The organism is Tissierella sp. QWL-11 (genome assembly GCF_058683765.1).
The window spans coordinates 2,007,257-2,024,136 of the sequence record NZ_CM178750.1 but is presented as its reverse complement, the minus strand read 5'-3'; the positions used below and the strand labels follow the sequence as shown (position 1 = coordinate 2,024,136).

The window sequence follows — 16,880 nt, the reverse complement described above, 5'->3', positions numbered from 1 at the left end:
CTGGTACATGAATGGAGGAATAATAGGAATGAAGATTAGTAGTATAATAAATAAATACGGCAGAAATCGTTCTCCCTATACGAAAAGAGGATTAGTTAACCATCTACCAATGGCACAGTTAGCGATTTACCAAATGTCAAAGGATGTAAAAAAGGTTAATGAATTTTCAAGAGAATATATAAAGAGGAGAGAAATTCCTTATATAAATAAAAATTATAATAAAGTTAATTCCATAGAAGAAACTTTAGGAAATAGAGATTTATACGAACCATGTCTAGATTTAATAATAGAAAAGTTAAAAATAGAAGATAAAGATCAATTAGTAAGATATGTATTAAATACATATCCTTTAGGTATGTCTGCAGGTCTATTTCATACATTAATAAGGCTTGGATATGCTGTGGAAGGTTATAATCTACAAGAAGAACTATTAGAGGAAGTAGCCAGGGCCTTGGCTTATTATATAACTGCATATAGAGAAGCAGCTATATTTACTAGAAAAGTATCTAAAGAAGAGTTTATTTCTGAATTAGGAGAATTAGGAAAGGATAATCATATACTAAAAATAGTCGATGCAAATGAAACCCTAGGTCTAAAACTAAGGGGACTTTATAGTGATACATATTATATGGAAAAGGGATTTACAATAGCAGGAAGTGAGGAAGAAAAGATTAGAACCCTTGTAAATCTTTTGATATCTGCTTTTGACAATACTGGAAATATAGTAATAATCCATTGTATAACCTCTATCCATGCTTTAGTTATGTTAAAAGAGTATTTTGAGGATTTTAACAGAGCAATAGATATCTTGACAACTACTATAATCACTCATTTACTTACATTAAATAAATTAGATATAGAAGATAAAATAGCTGAGACAAGTGAATTGTCTTGGAGATGTATAATGAGTAAAGCATGTGAATTAGAAGATATTCACACAATAAAGCTTACATATAGCGGATGCATACTAGACACCCTATATGATATACCAAGATTAAAAGAATCTGTTTTAAAGAGGATAAGACATAATTAAAAAAAAATATAGATTTAGTAAGACCCTGAAATATATTATGAGGGTCTTTTATGTTTGTAAAAATAAGAGGGTAATAGTATAATTATATTTAAGAAAATAGAGAGGAGTTTTTTATTTGAAGAAAAAGAAAGGATACATAATTAGTACATTTTTCATTCTGTTATTTCTTCTAATTACCTTTTTTAGCAGTATAATTGATTTTATTGTTGACTATAATTGGTTTGAAGAATTAGGGTACACAAAGACCTTTTTAACTAGATTTACAACTATCTTAAAGATTGGAATACCTACATTTATAATTGTATTTCTTGCAATATATATGTATCTAATGTTTATGAAAAAAAGATACTATAAAAAGGTAAATATACGTAGTAGCAAAAGTGGAGAGAAAAAAATAAATTTAGGGTTTGGAATGATAACAGGGCTAGTATCATTTTTTTTAAGCTTAATATTTGCTAATAATCTTTGGTTTACTATTCTTAAATACCTAAATCGAACAGATTTTAAATTAGAAGATCCTGTATTTGGAAAAGACTTATCATTTTATATGTTTTCATTGCCACTATTTAAATCTATAGCAGGGCTATTATTACTTATTTTAGTAATTTTAATAATTGTTACATTTATCTTTTACATGGTAATGTTTGCCTTTAGAAGGTCTACACAGGAGACATTTCACAGGGAGAATATATTTGATATTAAGGGAAAAAAGGTAGGAAATATATTTGACAAAAGTATATTTCAAACTATAATGTCAAATATAGGCATACTAGGGTTTATACTTTTTTTATTAATATCATTTAACTACTATTTAAATACTTATGACCTTCTATATTCTCCAAGAGGAGTTGCGTATGGGGCAAGTTATACTGATGTCAATATAAGCCTATGGATATATAGAATAATGGCGATATCTTCACTTATTTCAGCACCATGGTTTTTATTTAAGATGATAAAAGAAGATCTAAAAGGAGCTTTAATACCAGCTAGTGTACTATTTTTAATAATAGTTGTAGGGAATATAGGAAGTGTAGTTGTACAAAAATTTATAGTAGAGCCAGATGAAATATCAAAAGAAAAAAAATATCTAGAATACAATATAGAATATACTCAAAAGGCCTATGGACTAGATGAAGTAGAGGTAGATGAATTTCCAGTAGATCAAAACTTAAATAAAGAAGATATTCTTAAAAATCAAGATACTGTAAACAACATAAGGATAAATGACTATAGACCTTTAATACAAGTATATAATCAACTTCAAGCAATAAGACTATACTATTCTTTTAATAGTGTAGATGTGGGCAGATATATGATAGATGACAAATATACACAAGTATTTTTATCTGCAAGAGAACTAGATCAAAGAAATCTTCAAACTAAAACTTGGGTAAATAAATACTTAAAATATACACATGGATATGGAATGGTAGTTTCTCCTGTAAATGCGGTAACATCTGATGGACAACCAGAATTCCTTGTAAAAAACATTCCACCAGAAAGTCAAAAAGATTTAAAAATAACAAGACCTGAAATATACTTTGGAGAAACTCCAAATGATTATATAATAACCAATACTGATGAAAAAGAATTTGATTATCCAGAGGGTTCAAATAATAAAGAGTCTGTTTATGAAGGAGATGCAGGGATTGAATTAAGTGGGATAAATAAGCTTTTATTTGCAATAAAACATAGAAGTTTTAAAATGCTTATTTCAAATAATATAAATTCTGATAGTAAAATCATAATGCATAGAAACATAAATGAAAGAATAAGAAAAATAGCACCTTTTATAGAATATGATAAAAATCCTTATATAGCAATTAATCAAGATGATTCTAATTTATACTGGATAATAGATGGATATACTATAAGTGACAAATATCCATACTCAGAACCTTTTTCACAGGATTCAAAGATTAATTATATAAGAAATTCTGTAAAAGTAGTAATAGATGCTTATGATGGAACTACTAAATTTTATGTATTTGATGACACAGATCCTATTATAAACACTTACAAAAAAATATTTCCAGATTTATTTTTAGATAAATCAGAGATGCCAAAAGGCTTAATAGAACAAACTAGGTATCCACATACTCTTTTTAATATCCAGGCAGAGATATATAAGACATATCATGTAGATAATCCAATGGTATTTTATAATGAAGAAGACCTATGGGATATTGCTCAGGAAAAATATATGGAGAATGTAGGATATGTAGAACCTATTTACCAGATGTTCAAACTTCCAGGTGAAGAAGATATTGAATTTTTGCTTACTGTACCATATACTCCAAAGACTAAGCCAAATATGACATCACTATTTGTAGCCAGAAATGATGGTGAGGAATATGGAAAACTATATATATATAAATTCCCTAAGGGCAAAACTATAGATGGACCTATGATGATAGAATCTAGGATAGACCAAAATACAGATATATCTGAGCAATTGACCCTTTGGAGCCAAAAAGGGTCCAGTGTTTTAAGAGGAAATGTGATTACGGTTCCAATAGAAAACTCCCTTTTATATGTAGAACCTATATATTTACAAGCTGATAATGAAAATAGCCTTCCAGAAATGAAGAGAGTTATAGTATCTTTTAAAGATAAAATAGTAATGGAAAGAAATCTAGATAAAGCTTTAGAAAAGATATTTGGTATATCTGAAGAAATAGATGATGAAACGGATCAATTAAAAGAAGATAAACCAGAAAAAGATGAAGAGATAAATCTTGAAGATAAAGATATAAGTAAATTAATACAAAGGGCAAACAAACTCTTTGAAGATTCTAAGAAAGCTTCTCAAGATGGTGATTGGGCTAAATATGGGGAGTATATAAGAGAATTAGAAAATGTACTTGGTCAACTAGATAAATTAATGGAAGAAAAAAATTAAATCTTAAAATAAAGAATCGAGATTTTAGAAAATTAGACTCTCGATTCTTTTAATTTTGTGAGTAAAAAATAAGTATAAAAATACGGAGTATAATTCTGAATATTTAAATAGTTATATAAGTACTATTACGCGTTTCGACAACATAATATAGATTAATGTAATATAATCTATATTAGGAGGGGGAGGATTATGATTAGACAAAAATTGACAGCTATAAAAGAAAACTTAGGAGATGATATAAAATTTATAAAATTAATTTCATTTTTAATTTTTTTAGTATATTTTATAAAAATTTTCTTCTATGATATTAAGTTATATTATGATTTATTGATATTTATTAGAGCAATTATAACATTTATTTTCATAGTTTTTTCCTTATACATATATGAAAGAACAAGATATCCAGGAATAATATTTTTAGGGATTTCCTTAGGCATTGTTGCAATATACGACATATTGTCTGTAGCCTTTACAGGTGGAATTGATAGTCTGATTTTATACAATGAAGATACTGCTATTAAATTGTGGACAATAGCTAGATTTGTTGAAAGTATTTCATTTTTTATGGTGAGTATAAAAGTACCAAAGACTATTAGATTAAAAAGTGTATTTTTAATCTATTTATCAGTATTTTTACTTAGTGTACACCTAATATTAAATACTGATATTTTACCCTATTTATGGATTGAGTATAGTGGATATACAAGATTTATAACATTTATAAAATATATTGTACTTGGCTTAAATCTATTTACACTGTCCTATCATATTTTTAAAACCAAAGTAATAGGTGTAAAGGAGAATAAACTTTTAATTTTTGTGATATTACTTAACTTTATTTTTGATATGAAATTTAGGGGAATAACATATCAAAGAAATCTCATGAATTTTATAATATTGAGTACAAAATTTATTTCATATTATTTAATATTTGATTTTATAAAAAAAGGAGTATTTAAATCTGATTATGATAGAAAGATAGCTAATTTAAATAAAAGAGATATATTAGAATATGCTTTAAAGTCATCTCTAGAAGGGACTATAATTATTGGAATGGATAATAGAATTCTCTATAGTAATGATATTTTTAACCATATATTAGATTACAAAAAAAACATTAAAAATCTAAAATATAGTAAAGTTATTGAAATATTAGTCAAAAATGTAAAAAATCCAGAAACATTAAGAAGACAAATTTTAGACCCACTTGGGACTGGAAAAGATAATGAAGCTAATATCTTTTTTAAAAATGGTGAAGTATATAAAATTAGGTCCTTCGAATTTAGTATTGAGGGTGAAAGTATAGGAAGGATAATAAGTTTTTTAAATATAACTGAAAGCTATAAATTAAAAAAACTAAAAGAGAGATTAGAAGAAGAAAAAGATAAAATAGCAAACTTAAAAGAATTGGATAGTTTAAAAACAGAATTTGTAGGAAGAGTAACACATGACTTTAGAACTCCAATAACTGTAATTATGAGTACTATAGAGCTATGGGATATGAGATATGAAAAAACAGGTAATTATGGGGATTATAATTTTACTAAAGATAATTTTAGAACTATAAAGCAAAATTGTCTAAGGGTTTTAAAGCTCACAAATAATCTTATAGATTTGACAAAAATAAGTAGAGAATACATGGAATTAAAACTTAGCAATTATAATATAATATCTCTTGTTGAGGATATAACTATGTCGGTATCAAATTATGCAAAACGGGAAGAAATCAATCTAATATTTGACACAAATACAGAGGAAAAAATTATTAGATGTCATAGTGATTCTATTGAAAGGATTATATTAAATCTCTTATCAAATGCTATAAAATTCACACCAAAGGGTGGAGAAATAAAAGTGAGTATTGAAGATAAAGAAGATTTAGTAATTATCTCGATTAAAGATAGTGGTGTAGGAATACCAAAAGAGATGCATAAAAGTATATTCGGCCCATTTAAACAAGTAGGTGGTTTTACTAAAAGAGAAAAGGAAGGTAGTGGTATAGGATTATCTTTAGTCAAATTTTTAGTGGAAGAACATGGGGGGAAGATCTACATAAATGATAAGTATTATAGTGGTACAGAATTTATAATAGAGCTTCCTACAAATAAAATCTCTAATGATAAAAATATTATGAATTATGATTTAGATATGAGAAGACTTAGTGTAGAATTATCAGATATTTAAGATTAATTAAATTATATGTAAAAAAACCCTTGCTTTTTTAAAACTAATATAATAGAATTAAAATAATTTAAAATATAAAAGTAATCTTAGAGACAAAAATACAATGAATTTAATTACAGAGAACTGATATATGGTGAGAGTCAGGATTAAACTTGTATAATGATCACTCTAAGACTGTAAAGACGAAATTATAAGAGTAGTCTTTATCGGTATTCTTTCTTGGAAGAAGTGCCACCGTTATATGGCTAGGGCTAAAAGACAATCTTTGGGCCTTAAAAGACATTTTGTGCAAACAAAGTGTAAAGATGGGTGGTACCACGAAAATTTCGTCCCTAGTATATTTATATACTAGGGATTTTTTATTTTAATTTAAAAAGGAGATGGAAAACATGCTTAGACTATATAACTTTATTGAAGCAAGAGAAAGATTAGGGACGGTACTCACTAGAACAGAACTTATCCATAGCACTGTTTTTTCTAAAGAAACTGGAAATCAAGTTTATATAAAGCCAGAAAATTTACAAAAGACAGGTTCTTTTAAAATCAGGGGAGCATTTAACAAAATATCAAAATTATCTAAAGAGGAAAAGCAAAAGGGGGTAATATCCTCATCAGCAGGTAATCATGCTCAAGGAGTGGCATTAGCTGCTAAAAAATTAGGGCTTAAATCTATAATTGTAATGCCAAAACATACTCCTCTAATAAAAGTTCAGGCAACTAGAGAATATGGTGCAGAAGTAGTTTTACATGGAGAGGTATATGATGATGCTTATAATAAAGCTTTAGAATTGCAAGAAAAGCACGGATATACTTTTGTACATCCCTTTAATGATGAAGACATAATAGAAGGGCAAGGAACTATAGCATTAGAAGTATTGGAAGAAGCTCCAGATACAGATATTATACTAGTACCATTAGGAGGAGGAGGATTGGTTTCTGGGATTGCTGCTGCTGCTAAACTTAAAAATCCAGAAATCAAGATAATAGGTGTTGAACCAGAAGGTGCAGCAAGTGCAACTAGATCTATAAAACAGGGAAAAGTTGTAGAGTTAAAAGGAGCTAGTACTATTGCAGATGGAGCAGCAGTAAAAAAAATAGGTGAGATGAATTTTAAATATATAAATGAATATGTGGATGAGATCATAACAGTTTCTGACTACGAACTTATGGAAGCATTTTTATTATTAGTAGAGAAACATAAGATCATAGCTGAAAATGCAGGTATACTTTCTGTAGCTGGATTAAAAAAATTAAATATAAAAAATAAAAAGATAGTTTCAGTAGTAAGTGGAGGGAATATCGATGTATTAACTATTTCTTCAATGATAAGTAAAGGATTAATAGAAAGGGGAAGAATATTTAGTTTTTCAGTAAACCTTCCAGATAAACCTGGACAATTAGTAAATATTTCAGAAATACTTGCAAGTTTAAATGCTAATGTAATAAAACTTGATCATAATCAATTTAAAAATCTTGATAGGTTTCATGAAGTAGAACTTCAAGTAACTGTAGAGACAAATGGAGAAGAACATATAGCAAAGATTATAGAAGAATTAAATAAAGATGGATATGAGATAAAAAGATTGAATTGTAGTCAATAAAAGGGTATTATAAAAGTAATTGAATAGTATTTTATAATATTACTTTTAAGGAGAATTTTCATGAAATTATCAAAAATAGGTATGAGAACTATAAAGACAGTAATAGCTGTACTTTTAACTTTGGCAATAGCTGATTTTTTTAACCTGAATAGTCCCATATTAGCAGGAATTGCTGCTATAATGACTATAGAAACCACAGTATCAGAATCATTTATAACAGGAAAATATAGGATGTATGGTACAGTTTTAGGAGCTGTAGTAGGGTTAATTATAACCTTTATTGCACCTGAAAATTTTATAATTATAGGAATTGGTTTAATAATTATAATATATATATGCAATATGTTTAAATGGGAACAAGCTGTTAGAATGTCTATGATAGTATTTCTAGTGATAATTCTTGATTATGAAGAAGGTTATAGATTTACTTATGCTCTAAATAGAACATTTGATACATTTGTGGGTGTAATCGTTGGAACCTCTATTAATTACTTTTTAAGACCACCAAAAGTAGAGGGAAAATTAGAAAATGCTTTAAATACTATGTATTTAGAAGTTAAAGATATATTAGAAAATTTAATTTGGAAAGAAGAACAAGTTAGAACTGAGGATTTGAGAAATAGGATATTCGATATAGATGAAAATTATAAAGCTGTGAGAAAAGAAATAAGGTACAATGTTGATTTGAAAGAAAATATCACTAATTATAGACATTTATTTAATTTATTTGAAAGAGTTCAAAATCATTTAGTTGTAATAAATCCAATAAATAATAAGATTTCTATAAATGAAGAAAATAAAGATGCTTTAGAAAAGATGTTTGCAAAAGAAGTTCCGAAAAAAGAAAATTTATTAAGTGATGATGAAACGACAGGAACTGATGATTTAGATATAATATATAATTATCATTTAAAGAACATTTTATCTACTTTAAATTGTATAGAAACTATGCTAGAAAATAAGAAAAAACTTAAAGACTCTTAATTATAAGAAGTCTTTAAGTTTTTCAGTTTTTTTAGGATGTCTAAGCTTTCTCAGTGCTTTTGCTTCAATTTGTCTAATTCGTTCCCTTGTAACATGAAATATTTGCCCTACTTCCTCTAAAGTCATAGGAGTATCATCATTTAATCCAAATCTAAGTCTTAAAATTTCAGCTTCTCTAGTAGATAATGTATCTAAAATAGAAGTTAGCTCTTCCCTAAGAATTAAATTGTCAGTGGCCTCATGTGGAGTTTCAACATGGATATCTTCAATAAAATCTCCAAGTTGGCTATCATCTTCTTCTCCGATTGGTGTTTCTATAGATACAGGTTTTTGTGCAACCCGTTTTATTTCTTGAACCTTTTCAACTTCAATTCCCATTATCTCTGAAATATCTTCATCTGTAGGCTCATATCCTAAATCAATCACTAATTGTCTTTGGATTTTATTTAATTTATTGATATTTTCTATCATATGAACTGGAACTCGTATAGTTCTTCCTTGATCAGCTATAGCACGGGTTACACCTTGTCTAATCCACCAAGTGGCATAGGTACTAAACTTATATCCTTTTTTGTATTCAAATTTCTCAACAGCTCTCATTAAACCCATATTTCCTTCTTGAATTAAATCTAAAAATGAGATACCACGACCTATATATTTTTTTGCTATGCTAACTACTAGTCTCAGGTTTGATTCTGCAAGCTTGTCCTTTGCAGATTGATCACCTTTTTGAATTTTCTTAGCTAATTCTATTTCTTCTTCTCTACTAAGAAGTGGGACTTTTCCTATTTCATATAAGTATACCTTAATAGGATCATCTGAATTTATTGTGTTTTGCTTATTACTATTCATAAAAGATCACTCCTTATGTTCCTATATATATTGTATCATATATATTTACTTATGGTAATTTTAGATTATATTTATTTATATATTTTATTATTTACCATAGTTAAAACATTGACAATAAAAGCTCAAAGTACTATAATAAACATATGACAAAAATATAACGATAACATTTAAGGAGGAAATATAATGGCTATAGAAGTTTTTAAAAGTACTACTCAATTAAAAGAAGGTATGCAAGTAGAATGTGAAGCTAGAGGTCACAAATTTTTATTAGATGAACCTAAACAATTAGGCGGAACAGATACAGGCATGAACCCAGTTGAGGCACTATTGTCTTCACTTGGCGCTTGTAAATGTATAGTTGCAAGATGTTTTGCAAGACTTCATAAAATAGATTTAAAGGATATAAGGATAGAGTTAGAAGGAGACTTAGATCCTGATGGATTTATGGGCAAAAATAAAGATGCTAAGATTGGGTTTACAACTATAAGAACTAAGATATATATAGAGTCAGATTCCCCTAAAGAAAAACTACAAGAGTTTGTAGACTTTATAGATAGAACTTGTCCTGTAGCTGATACCCTTCACAATTCACCAAAATTAGAGACTGAATTGGTTGTTAAATAATTTAATATAAATTCACTTAAATATTATATTCGTCATATTATATATAGAATAATATAATATGGTGGTGAAAAAAGTGAATAAAAGTAATTGTTTGACACTAGGTATGAAAGCTCCTGATTTTACAGCTCAATCTACATTTGGTCAGATGAGCTTATCAGATTATAGAGGAAAGTGGGTAGTATTATTTTCTCATCCTGGAGACTTTACTCCTGTCTGAACCACTGAGTTTATTGCTTTTGCAGAGCAATATCATAGTTTCTTGGAAAGAGACACTCAACTTATAGGATTAAGTTTAGATAGCAATTCAAGTCATTTAGCATGGGTTTATGATATTTATAAAAACACTGGAATTCATATACCATTTCCAGTAGTTTCAGATAAGACTATGGAAATAGCTAGGATGTATGGCATGATAGCTCCAGATATAAGTACAAACACTACAGTAAGAAACGTATTTATAATTGACCCACATGGAATAATAAGAGCTATACTCATCTATCCACTATCAAATGGTAGATATATACCTGAAATACTAAGATTAGTTGTGGCACTACAGACTACTGAAAGAGAAAAAGTAGCAACTCCAGCAGATTGGTTCCCAGGCCAACCTGTAGTAGTACCTGCACCTCAAACTTATGATGAATTATTAAAGAGGGTAGAACAAGGAGAATATGATTGTATGGACTGGTATTTATGTTTTAAGGAAATTTAGTATACACAAAAAGATCTTCTTATTTTAAATAGGAGATCTTTTTTCTTGTTTTAAATAATATTTACTTTTAATTCCATTTAAACTATTGAAAAGTTACTTTTTATTTTTTAAAAGAATATATGGTATAATAATATAAATAAATGAGACAAATCTAGACTTTTTGTCCTGAGATTACTAATAGAAGAGGAGAAAACAATATGGAAATTTTAAAAAATAAGATAATAGAACAAGGAAAGATTCTAAACGGAGATATAATAAAAGTAGATAGTTTTTTAAATCATCAAGTTGATATAGAATTATTAAATAAAATAGGATTGGAATTTAAAGAGAGGTTTAAAGATTATAAAATAGATAAAATATTAACAGCAGAAGTATCCGGCATAGCTATAGCAGCCATAGTAGCTCAATATTTCAAAGTAGATATGGTATTTGCAAGAAAAACAGAATCTAAAAATTTAGACAAAGATAAATATGAAAGCGAAGTTTATTCTTATACTAAAGAAAAAACTTATAAAATAATGGTATCAAAAAAATACTTAAAAGAAAATGAAAATATAATTATTATAGATGATTTTTTAGCTAATGGAAAAGCTGTAGAAGCTCTAATAGATATAGTAAATAAATCAAAGTCAAACTTAATAGGTGTAGGAGTAGCAATAGAAAAGGGATTTCAAGAAGGTGGAAAAAACTTAAGAAATAGTGGAGTAAAACTAGAATCTTTAGCGATTATAGATTCTATAAAAGAAGGAGAAATTAAGTTTAGATAGATATAAATATTAGCTTAAATCTAAACATAATAAAGATTTTTTGAAAGGGTGAAAATTTAAGTGCAATATGAAATAATAAAAGAAAAGCATAATTCCTATATTGTAATCCCAAGGTTGAGAGATTTGGGACTAAAACATTGTTTTACAACTAAAACTATGGATATTGGATCACATACTAACAAGTCATTAGAAAGCCTTAAAGAAAACTTTAATAATATATATAAGTTTTTAAATATAGAACCTAAGATTTTGTATTCAGGATATCAAATTCATTCTAGAAACATAGAAAATATTAAAAATGATAAACAAGGAGAAATAAATAAATTTGGAAGATTTTTTCCAGATACAGATGGTTTGGTCACTAATAAAGAAGGAATTGCACTTATAACTAGATTTGCAGATTGTACTCCAATAATTTTATTTGATCCCATAAGAAAAATACATGCTAATATACATTCGGGTTGGAAGGGGACACTACAAGAAATTGCAAGTAATGGGATAGATATTCTGATAAATAAGTATGATTCTAATCCTAAAGATATAATTGTAGTAATAGGACCTACTATAGGCAAAGATGACTTTGAAGTAGATATTGATGTAATGCTTAAGTTTAAGGATAAGTTTAAATCTTATAGAGATATCATTAAGAAGAAAAATGATAAAAAATACTTAATAGATCTACAAAAAATCAATAAAGATATGCTTATTGCTACAGGGATTAAGGAAGAAAATATTACTACTATAGATTTATCAACATACTCAAATGATTTTCTTCACTCCTATAGAAGAGATGGAGAAAATTTTGGGCTTATGGGATTAGTTACTTATCTATAGCTTGATAGCATGAAGCGTTAAATTATTGTATAAATAAAATAATGTCAATTACAAATTTAGCAGCAAAGATAATACTATTTGTACCATCAAAAGGATAATTAGGTATAAATATCATATAGTAATAAAATATATAATGAGATACAATTAGATTTTAAGAACAAAAAATACTACTTATATAAGTAGTATTTTTCTATTTGTATTCTGTATCATCTTTAATTTTTTTAAGTCGTCTTTTAAGTGTAATAGTTCTATTATAGTTGTATTTTACATAGCTTTGTTGAAGTTCTTTACCTAGGGACATCATAATCATAATGAATATGATTGAAAATGGAAGTCCGAGTATGACTACAGCAGATTGAATAGTTGTAAGAGCTTTCTCTCCTCCTATAAGCAAAACTGAAAGAGCTATAGTTCCTTCCATAAGAGCCCAAAATATTCTTTGTGCTTTGGGAGGATTTGATCTTCCACCGCTTGTAAGGCTACTAACCACAAGTGAACCTGAGTCACTACTAGTTACAAAGAATATAATAATAGCTACTACTGCAACTATAGATAAAAATCCTTGAAGAAGAGTAGAACTACTAAGGTAAGTAAACATTTCAAACATTGATGTAGCTATATTAGCATTAACAGCTCTTTCTATAACTCCATTATGAATCTGGTTTATATACATGCCACTAGCTCCAAGTATGGTCATAGCAAGTGTTATAGTAATGGTTGGAAGTACAACAACACCAAAGGCTATTTGTTTAATAGTTCTGCCTTTAGAGATTCTAGCAATAAATGTACCTACGAAAGGTGACCAAGAAATCCACCATGCCCAGTAAAATATTGTCCAATCTCCTTGCCAAGCTACATCTTTGGGATCAATAGCTGTAAATAGTCCTATATCTAGGAAATCTTTTAAATATATCCCCATACTTGATAAATAAGTAGATAATATATATACTGTAGGTCCTATTAAAGTTATTCCTAATAATAAAAGACCGCTTACTATTAGATTTGCCTCACTTAGCCATTTTATTCCTTTTGAAACTCCACTTACAACAGAAAGTGTTGCTACAAATGTTATACAAACTATAAGTATAATTTGTACATTTGATGAATTAGGAATTCCAAATACATAATTAAGTCCTGAGTTTATTTGTTGTGCACCAAGTCCTAAGGATGTAGCAAGTCCAAATAAAACTGAAAGAGTAGCTATTGTATCTATAATATCTCCTAATATACCATAGATCCTTTCTTTTAATATTGGATAAAAAAGACTTCTAATTGCAAATGGTAAACCTTTGTTATATGAAAAGTATCCAAGACCTATTGCGAGTAGACCATATACTGCCCATGCATGAGCTCCCCAATGAAGATGCATAATCTTAAAGTTATCAAAAACTGAAGAACTTTCAAGAGCTGAAGGTATATTTAAGTGAGAGATTGGTTCTGCTACACCATAGAAAAATATACCTATCCCTATACCTGCACTAAACATCATGGCATACCATGGTAAATCAGGATATTCTGGAGTGGATGTATACCCTCCTAGTCGTATGTTTCCAAATTTAGAAAATCCCATAAAAATAAGGAACATAAATGATCCATTAATAGTAATTACATATAGCCAATTAAAATTTTTATTTAAAGTACTATTAATTCCTGAGAAAAATTCAGCAGACATATTTGGTTTCAAAATAGTAAATACAATAAAGATAAGCACTAAAACAGCAGTAACAAGAGATACAAATACATTCAGATCTAATCCAAACTTAGTGAAGTTTCTAGAATAGAGTTTCTCTTTTTCTTTTTCTAAATTCATATATTAACTCCTTTAATTTATTTATTACTTAATATGAATTATATCCATAAAAAGATTGGTAACACCATAATACGTTATCATAAAACTTTTCACTATGTCAAATTTAGCAAACTGCCACAACCTTTGTATCCTAGTGATATAAGGGTTGTGGCAGTTTAAAATCTATTATATTAGATCTGAAATATTAGCTTATTTAAATATAAAGTTAATAAATATTAGTTTAATTTTTATATAACAATAAAAAGCAATATATACTAAGAAATCCAAATATAGTTTCATCAATTCCACTTTTAGTATTTATAGTCAAAGGAGAAGCTATATTTTTTCCAAAAGGATAAAACATTTGAATACCTTTAGGAGTTAAAAAATCTGCAAATAAATGTGATAAATATCCTAAGGTAAATGATTTATATATTATAAAACTTAAATTATATTTATAAATTATAAGTCTAGCTATATTGGATACTAATAAGTATCCAAGTATGCTATGAGTAAACCCTCTGTGGGTAGACAATCCTGTAAGCAATATAGTTAAAGCTAAGAGTAAAAATATACCGTCTCCATTTGTAAAGAAATAATATAAAAGTAATACTGATATAGATAAATAAAAGAATATGCTAAATGATTTATTTTTAAACAATAAGATTTTTTGATTTAGTTTTGCTTTAGGATGGTCTAAATCTGGAAGAAGTGAACCAAGAGCTGCTACTCCTACTATAATTAATTGTTGATTTATAGGCTGATTTTTAGCTAAATTAAGTCCTAAAGCTACTCCTATAGCCATATGTGTTTTTCCTGTCATAAATTCCTCCTAGATGATTAGGCTTTTATAGTATTAATAGTTACTTTTAATAATATATGTTTGAGAACATATATTCAAGCTTTAAATAGGATTTATTTTAAATTGTATCTTTATAAAGATATGAAATACTTATTGCTCTTGCTTATAAACTATTTATTAATCTTTCTAATTTATTCTCAAATTCCACATTAGCTTGGGTTTTTCTTTTTTTAGATTTAGTATGATATTTTCCCTGCCTTCTTAATTCTTTATTTATATGTCTATTACTTAGCATACCCTCTATATTGTTATTAGTATAAATTAAACCATTTTGGTTTATGGGAATAGCTTCTTTAGAAAGACACATTGCTGCTAAACCATAATCTTGGGTGACAACTATATCTCCTTTTTCTATTTTGTTTACAATATAAAAATCTGCGCTATCATTAGATATATCTACAGATATTATTTTAGCATAATCATCAATTATCCTATGGGCATAATTTTTAACTATAATTACTTCTAGATTATATTTTTTCCCCGAATTTACAACAATATCTACCACTGGACATCCATCAGCATCTATATATATTTTCATAATAAAACATTCTCCAATCTAGTCTAAATAATTTTATACTGTACCAATACATTTCTGCTTATAATTATAACATAGTATCACATTCATTGATTGGGGAATAAAAATAAAGTATTATATAAATTAGGAAAATATTTTCCTGATTTATATAAATCACATATGGGGAGGAAGACAGAATGGTTTCTGGAAAATTACCAAATGATGTATTAGAGGATTTAGTATTTAAATACATATATCATAAGAGAAAAGATATCATAACTGGAGCAGCTGTAGGTGAAGATAACGCATTAGTGGATTTTGGTGATGAGGTGGCTATACTATCTACAGATCCTATAACTGGGGCAGCTCAGGATATAGGGAAATTAGCAATACAAATATCCTGTAATGATATATCAACTAGTGGAGAAGAACCGATAGGTATACTTATTACAATATTAGCACCACCAGAGACTACTTATGAAGATATAGAAAAAATTATGAAAGATGCAGGAGAAACTGCTGCAAAATTAAATGTAGAAATAATAGGAGGACATACAGAGATCACAGATGCAGTAAATAAGATTGTAATCTCCACTACAGCAATTGGAAAAATAAAAAAGAAAAACTTACAAAAAATAGAAAATATAAAAGTTGGAGATAAGATATTAGTTACAAAATGGGTTGGTATGGAAGGGACTTCCATAATTTTAAATGATTTTGAATCCTATTTTAAAGACAAAATGACCAAAGATATGATATTAGAAGGAAAAAGTTATGGAGATATGTTATCCGTTTTAAAAGAGGGGAAAATAGGTGGAGAAATAGGAATTAACTATATGCACGATATTACAGAAGGTGGAGTTTTAGGAGCTGTTTGGGAAGCTGCTAAAGCTATAAATAAGGGTATAAAGATTAAAGAAGATTTAATACCTCTAACTGAAGTTACTAAAAGATTATCAAAGTCTATAGATATAAATCCACTAAGATTGATTTCTAGTGGGAGTATGTTAATAATTGGAGATGATCAACAAATAAATAAATTATTAAAAAAAATTAATAAAGAAGGAATTAAAGGACACATAATAGGAGAAGTAGTTGAGGAAGGTGTATTTATAGAGAAAGAAGGAGAGCTTAAATCTATACAACCACCTGAAGCAGATGAATTATATAAGGCTATAGAAAAATTAAAAAAATAAAAACAAGGAATTATACAATTAATATA

At 27.8% G+C, this 16,880-nt stretch carries 13 protein-coding genes and 1 pseudogene; 10 read left to right on the top strand and 4 right to left on the bottom strand.

Going from position 1 to position 16,880, the window contains the following annotated elements; all coding sequences use genetic code 11:
- Positions 1 to 28 precede the first annotated feature (28 nt).
- From AC4PG3_RS09955 to AC4PG3_RS09935, 5 genes are all read left to right on the top strand, one after another.
- Positions 29 to 1,033, top strand: coding sequence for a questin oxidase family protein (locus AC4PG3_RS09955; protein WP_492196478.1), 1,005 nt, complete (start codon positions 29 to 31; stop codon positions 1,031 to 1,033).
- 115 nt (positions 1,034 to 1,148) lie between these two features.
- Positions 1,149 to 3,935 carry a UPF0182 family membrane protein gene (locus AC4PG3_RS09950; protein WP_492196477.1) on the top strand — a complete coding sequence of 929 codons (2,787 nt, stop codon included), beginning with the start codon at positions 1,149 to 1,151 and terminating at the stop codon, positions 3,933 to 3,935.
- 189 nt (positions 3,936 to 4,124) lie between these two features.
- Positions 4,125 to 6,119, top strand: coding sequence for a sensor histidine kinase (locus AC4PG3_RS09945; protein ID WP_492196476.1), 1,995 nt, complete (start codon positions 4,125 to 4,127; stop codon positions 6,117 to 6,119).
- A gap of 389 nt (positions 6,120 to 6,508) precedes the next feature.
- Positions 6,509 to 7,720, top strand: a complete 1,212-nt coding sequence (ilvA, locus tag AC4PG3_RS09940; RefSeq protein WP_492196475.1) for a threonine ammonia-lyase — start codon at positions 6,509 to 6,511, stop codon at positions 7,718 to 7,720.
- 60 nt (positions 7,721 to 7,780) lie between these two features.
- Positions 7,781 to 8,704, top strand: coding sequence for an FUSC family protein (locus tag AC4PG3_RS09935; protein ID WP_492196474.1), 924 nt, complete (start codon positions 7,781 to 7,783; stop codon positions 8,702 to 8,704).
- Here AC4PG3_RS09935 and rpoD read toward each other — a convergent pair.
- Positions 8,705 to 9,532 (bottom strand): annotated as a pseudogene (rpoD, locus tag AC4PG3_RS09930) (RNA polymerase sigma factor RpoD); the annotation flags it as partial.
- A gap of 207 nt (positions 9,533 to 9,739) precedes the next feature.
- On the opposite strand from rpoD, the gene AC4PG3_RS09925 reads away from it, so the two are divergent.
- From AC4PG3_RS09925 to pgeF, 4 genes are all read left to right on the top strand, one after another.
- Positions 9,740 to 10,180 (top strand): OsmC family protein, encoded by a 441-nt coding sequence (locus AC4PG3_RS09925; RefSeq protein ID WP_492196473.1) that lies wholly within the window; start codon positions 9,740 to 9,742, stop codon positions 10,178 to 10,180.
- Positions 10,181 to 10,238: 58 nt separating this feature from the next.
- The gene (locus AC4PG3_RS09920; RefSeq protein WP_492198221.1) at positions 10,239 to 10,892 is read left to right on the top strand and encodes a peroxiredoxin; all 654 of its coding nucleotides are present in this window, start codon (positions 10,239 to 10,241) and stop codon (positions 10,890 to 10,892) included.
- A 197-nt stretch (positions 10,893 to 11,089) separates the two neighbouring features.
- Positions 11,090 to 11,659: a xanthine phosphoribosyltransferase gene (locus AC4PG3_RS09915; protein WP_492196472.1), complete on the top strand. Its 570-nt coding sequence runs from the start codon at positions 11,090 to 11,092 to the stop codon at positions 11,657 to 11,659.
- A gap of 60 nt (positions 11,660 to 11,719) precedes the next feature.
- The gene (gene pgeF, locus AC4PG3_RS09910; protein ID WP_492196471.1) at positions 11,720 to 12,493 is read left to right on the top strand and encodes a peptidoglycan editing factor PgeF; all 774 of its coding nucleotides are present in this window, start codon (positions 11,720 to 11,722) and stop codon (positions 12,491 to 12,493) included.
- Positions 12,494 to 12,683: 190 nt separating this feature from the next.
- Here pgeF and AC4PG3_RS09905 read toward each other — a convergent pair whose 3' ends face one another.
- From AC4PG3_RS09905 to AC4PG3_RS09895, 3 genes are all read right to left on the bottom strand, one after another.
- The gene (locus tag AC4PG3_RS09905) at positions 12,684 to 14,303 is read right to left on the bottom strand and encodes a BCCT family transporter (protein WP_492196470.1); all 1,620 of its coding nucleotides are present in this window, start codon (positions 14,301 to 14,303) and stop codon (positions 12,684 to 12,686) included.
- 220 nt (positions 14,304 to 14,523) lie between these two features.
- Positions 14,524 to 15,105 carry a metal-dependent hydrolase gene (locus tag AC4PG3_RS09900; RefSeq protein ID WP_492196469.1) on the bottom strand — a complete coding sequence of 194 codons (582 nt, stop codon included), beginning with the start codon at positions 15,103 to 15,105 and terminating at the stop codon, positions 14,524 to 14,526.
- 142 nt (positions 15,106 to 15,247) lie between these two features.
- Positions 15,248 to 15,682 (bottom strand): YaiI/YqxD family protein, encoded by a 435-nt coding sequence (locus tag AC4PG3_RS09895; protein WP_492196468.1) that lies wholly within the window; start codon positions 15,680 to 15,682, stop codon positions 15,248 to 15,250.
- A gap of 173 nt (positions 15,683 to 15,855) precedes the next feature.
- Here AC4PG3_RS09895 and AC4PG3_RS09890 point away from each other — a divergent pair, with 173 nt between their 5' ends.
- Complete coding sequence (locus AC4PG3_RS09890) at positions 15,856 to 16,854, top strand: AIR synthase family protein (protein WP_492196467.1); 999 nt, start codon at positions 15,856 to 15,858, stop codon at positions 16,852 to 16,854.
- The last annotated feature ends 26 nt before the right edge of the window (positions 16,855 to 16,880 follow it).